The following is a 4,098-nucleotide window of genomic DNA, read 5'->3' on the forward strand; positions in this document are numbered from 1 at the left end:
CCCTGGTCCGTATGGGGCGAGGGATCTGTATGTCCGCTCGCCCGTCACGAACGTAGGAGTACTGCCTTGAGACGCACTACGCGCAGGCGCCCGACCGGCCCACGACGCGCGACCTTCGCCGCGGTCGCGCTGATCCTGGGCGGCGGCGGACTGGTGGCGACCAACATCTACGCCTCGGCGACCGAGGGCAGTGACGGCGCATCGGCCCAGACCGGCGGCGCCACGATCGACTGCCCCGACGTGGGCGCCAAGTTGACCGAGGTCCCGGACGCGGCCAGGGCGGACGTCGACAACGAACTCGCCGCCCTGGACGGCCAGACAGCCGAGGCCTACCAGCAACTGCGGGAGGCGACACCGGAACAGCGGCAGGACACCGGCTTCACCGACGAATCGATCATGAACCCGCTGAAGGAGAAGCGGGGCGGGACGATCGAGAAGATCGCCGTCGCGATCGGCAACGCGGGCGAGCGCCCCGAAGGGCTCGAAGCGCTGGCGGGCTGCGAACTGACCGTCCCCGAGGAGCAGCCGGAGGGCGGCCAGGCCGGAAACGGCCCCGTCGCCGCGGACTTCACCGACATCACCGAAGCCCAGCCGAACGTCCAGGCCCCGGCCGCCGGAGCGGGCGCCTCCCGCGGCACCTTCACCACCAGCTGCGGGGTCAACGACAACGGCGTGTTCAACTCGGACAACGTGATCGTCGCGCCGGGCGTCTCCAACGGCGCCCACCACTTCCACGACTACATCGGCAACCAGGCCAATGACGCCTTCGCCAGTGACGAGGACCTGGCCGCCGCCGACACCAGCTGCGAGAACCCGGGCGACAAGTCCTCGTACTACTGGCCCGTCCTGCGCCTGCAGAACGGCACCCAGGAACAGGACGCCAACGCCCCCGGCGGCGGCATCGAGGGCAACGCCGGTGAGATCGTCACGCCCCGCGAGGTCACGCTGACCTTCCAGGGCAGCCCCACCGGTGACGTGACGGCCATGCCCCGGCTGCTGCGCATCATCACCGGCGACGCCAAGGCCTTCGTCAACGGCACGGCCAACGCCAACGCCTCCTGGAGCTGCACCGGGTTCGAGGACCGGCAGCTGAAGGACAAGTACCCGCTCTGCCCCGACGGCAGCGACGTCGTGCGCACGTTCAAGTTCCAGAGCTGCTGGGACGGCCGCAACATCGACAGCGCCAACCACCGCACCCATGTGGCGTTCGCCGCGGCCGACGGCTCCTGCCCGGCCGGCTTCCGGGCCGTCCCGCAACTGGTGCAGCGGATCGTCTACGACGTGGACGCCCCGAGCCTCGAGGACGGGGGCCGGACCAAGCCGCTCTTCGCGGTCGACTCCTTCCCGGAGCAGCTGCACAAGCCGGTCACCGACCACGGCGACTTCATCAACGTCTTCGACGAGGACCTGATGCGGGAGATGGTCGACTGCATCAACGAGGGACGGCAGTGCGACGGCGGCGCCCTCCCGGAGGAGCCGCAGCAGCCGGAGGAGCCCCAGGAGACCGACCAGCCGGAGCAGCCGGGGGTGACCCAGCAGCCCGAGGAGCCGCAGGAGACCGGGCAGCCGGAGCAGTCCGACGAGCCGCAGGAGCCCGCCGACCCGACGCCGACCGGCGACGACGGCGACGGCGGCGAGACCGAGCCCGCGACGCAGGCGCCCCCGGCCGCCAGGCCGAGCGACAAGGCCCCGGCGAACGAGACCCCGGCGGACGAGGCCCCGTCCGACGGCGCCGACAAGCCGAAGACCTACGTCACCCCGTCGGCGACCCGCACCGGCGAGGCCCCGGCCGAGGCCGTGGGAACGGCAACCGCTTCGCCGACCGAGAACCCGGCCCCTGTCGGCGCCGAGCAGTCGCCGGTGGCCGGCACCGAACCGCGGACCGTCGGCGGCGGACTCGCCGACACCGGCGCCGAGCTGTGGCCGGCCGCGGCCGGGTCGGTCCTGGTCCTCGTCGGCTTCGTGCTGCTGCGCCGCATCCGGCGCGACGCCTGAGCGAGGGCCGCTGGTGGCGCCGGCACCCCGCACCACCAGCGGCCGTGCGCTCTACCCGCTATGCCGTGGCGGGCGTGCAGTGGGCCGCCTCGTCGCCCTCGACGACATGGCTGAGGGTGCCGTCGGACGGGCCGAGGCCCACGATGCTCTGGGCGAAACCACCGATGAACAGCCCGCGTTCCCCGGTCTCGGGATGGACGCGGACCACCGGATGGGCGGTGCGGTACTTCCGGGAGACGAACCGCCTGCGGTGCTCGGCCGCCTTCTCACTCTTCGGCGCCGCATAGTCGTAGTCATTGGTGTGCACCGCCCACAGCCTCTCCGCGAACTCGCGCAGCGGCGCGGGCAGATCCCGTACGCGGCGGCCGAGTTGGCGATGAGCGTGTGGCCGCCGTAGGGCGGGATCACGATCCCGGGCACACCGACGTCACCTTCGTCCGCACTCCGCCGAAGGCGTCCACGCCGATCGTGTTGCCGACCCACTCCAGCCGCACGTCCCCCAGATAGCCGAGATCCTCGGCCAGTTCGGAGTGAGGGGGAACGGCGCCTGTCAGTGCGTGCGACAACAGTCGGCGCAGCGGGCGTCGGCCTGACGTGGCAGATCGACGGTCAGGCGCGCGGCGAGGTTCTCGGGCTTGCTCACGTCATGAGCGTTGCAGCGCAATCCAGCCAGGTCAATGCGGATGGCGTCGACGTCGCACGGTCGCAATGGTGGGACAGGCAACTGAAGTGCCGCGTTCACACATCGCTGCCGGACGCTCCCCGGCCGGCCGCAGGCCACGGCTCCCGACGCGCACTCCGCGCGCCGCCCTCCTAGGCTCGGCAGTGCCGGTGCCGACCATCGACAGGAGCCCTCGTGGACATCGACACGGTCGCCGACGAGCTGTACGCGCTGCGGCCGGAGGAGTTCACGGCGGCGCGCAACGTCCGGGTCGCCGAGGCCCGCACGGCAGGTGACCGCGCTCTCGCGGAGCGGATCGGCAAGCTGCGCCGCCCCAGCCGCTCGGCCTGGGTCAGCAACCTCCTCGTCCGCGAGCGCCCCGACGAGGTGGCGGCCCTGCTCAAGCTCGGCGAAGGGCTGCGGCGCGCCCATCACGACCTGGACGGGACGCAGCTGCGAGAACTCAGCGGCCGGCAGCGGACCCTGATCAGAGCCCTCTCCCAGGAGGCCCGGCAACTGGCGAGGCAGGCCGGTCATCCGGTCGGCGACGACGTGGGGCGCGAGGTGGAGGCGACCCTGCACACCGTCCTCGCCGACCCGGAGGCCGCGCGGGAATGGGCGCAGGGCCGACTGGCCCGGCCGTTCGAGGCGGCCGTCGGCTTCCCCGACGTCAGCCCGGCCGCGGTACGCCGGCCCGCCGCCCCGCCACCCCCACCCCGCCCGGCGAAGCGCCGCGACGACGAGGCGCTGACCCGGGCCCGACAGGACGCCGACACGGCCGTGAGCGAGCTGCGGGCGCTGGAGGACGAGGCGGCCGGGGCCGGGCGGGCGGCGGAGGAGGCGCGGGAGAACACCGCCCGACTGCGTCAGCGCATCAGCGAGTTGACCGAGGAGCTGAGCCGCGTGGAGGAGGACCACGGAAGGGCCCGCGACGAGGAACGCCGAGCGCGGGACGGGCTGCGGGCGCTCGAACGCCGGGTACGGGAGGCCAGGCGCCGCGCGGAGACGGCGACCGCCCGACTGGAGCGGCACCACAAGCGGTGACCTTGCCCCGGTGCCTCACGGCAGGGTGACCACCTTGATGTTGAAGGTGTGGGAGCCCAGCCCGTTCGCGATCCCGATGAACAGCAGCGCGAAGTGCTCCTGCCCGCGGGCGCTCGTGATGCCGCCGATGTCCAGCTGGGACGATTCCGGCCAGCCGAGGTCGGTGAGCACCGCCTTGCGCCACACCTTCGTCCCGCCCGCGGGCTCTCCGATTCGCATGGCCCCAGTAGAGACGTTGACGTTGCGGCAAGGTCAAGCCATAACCGGAGTGTACGTTCGTACGCTCTGGCTCTAGGCTGCCTGCCATGACTCTCGACGTGGTGCGACGGCCCGCTCCGGCCGAACGGCGGGCCCGGGTGGCCGTCGCCGTGCTGTTCTTCACCAACGGCGCCCTGTTC

3 protein-coding genes and 2 pseudogenes are annotated in these 4,098 nt (G+C 72.4%); 2 read left to right on the plus strand and 3 right to left on the minus strand.

Going from position 1 to position 4,098, the window contains the following annotated elements:
- The first annotated feature begins 66 nt into the window (after positions 1-66).
- Positions 67-1,995: a DUF1996 domain-containing protein gene (locus ACWD11_RS34960; RefSeq protein ID WP_451287928.1), complete on the plus strand. Its 1,929-nt coding sequence runs from the start codon at positions 67-69 to the stop codon at positions 1,993-1,995.
- A 121-nt stretch (positions 1,996-2,116) separates the two neighbouring features.
- On the opposite strand, the pseudogene ACWD11_RS34965 reads toward ACWD11_RS34960, so the two are convergent.
- A pseudogene (locus tag ACWD11_RS34965) lies at positions 2,117-2,406 on the minus strand (TauD/TfdA dioxygenase family protein); the annotation flags it as partial.
- A complete protein-coding gene (locus tag ACWD11_RS34970) occupies positions 2,400-2,561 on the minus strand; it encodes a hypothetical protein (RefSeq protein ID WP_389420332.1) in 162 nt (53 codons plus the stop codon). The gene ACWD11_RS34970 and the pseudogene ACWD11_RS34965, both read right to left, overlap by 7 nt.
- A 290-nt stretch (positions 2,562-2,851) precedes the next feature.
- Here ACWD11_RS34970 and ACWD11_RS34975 point away from each other — a divergent pair, with 290 nt between their 5' ends.
- Positions 2,852-3,700, plus strand: coding sequence for a hypothetical protein (locus ACWD11_RS34975; RefSeq protein WP_389420333.1), 849 nt, complete (start codon positions 2,852-2,854; stop codon positions 3,698-3,700).
- Between the two features lie 15 nt (positions 3,701-3,715).
- On the opposite strand, the pseudogene ACWD11_RS34980 reads toward ACWD11_RS34975, so the two are convergent.
- Positions 3,716-3,871: pseudogene (locus ACWD11_RS34980) on the minus strand (oxidoreductase); the annotation flags it as partial.
- Between the last annotated feature and the right edge of the window lie 227 nt (positions 3,872-4,098).

The sequence above is a fragment of the Streptomyces sp. NPDC002776 genome (genome assembly GCF_053592195.1).